Annotated in this window: 1 pseudogene; it reads right to left on the minus strand. The window is 41.6% G+C overall.

The window, feature by feature from the left end:
* Positions 1-255 (minus strand): annotated as a pseudogene (locus ACYQ4S_RS12910) (hypothetical protein); the annotation flags it as partial.

Genomic DNA, 255 nt, shown 5'->3' on the forward strand with positions numbered 1-255 from the left:
TTCAAATGGGCATAGAGCTCTTTAAGGGTATAGCGCTGTCCTTGATAGCCGTAGGTTGCACGCATGGGTTTGATCATGCAGATGACCTGTAAGGGATAGTCTGTTACAACTTGCTTAATGACTGCAGTGTGACCAAACCAGCTATCAAAGAGAATCGTGTTTGCCTTTAAACGGTTTAAAGGTAGAGCATTTAGTAAATCAAACATTGTTTCTGTTGCTTTCTTTTGAGCTTCTTGACGGCGTTTATATCCAACG

The organism is Alkalibacterium sp. s-m-28 (assembly GCF_054658175.1).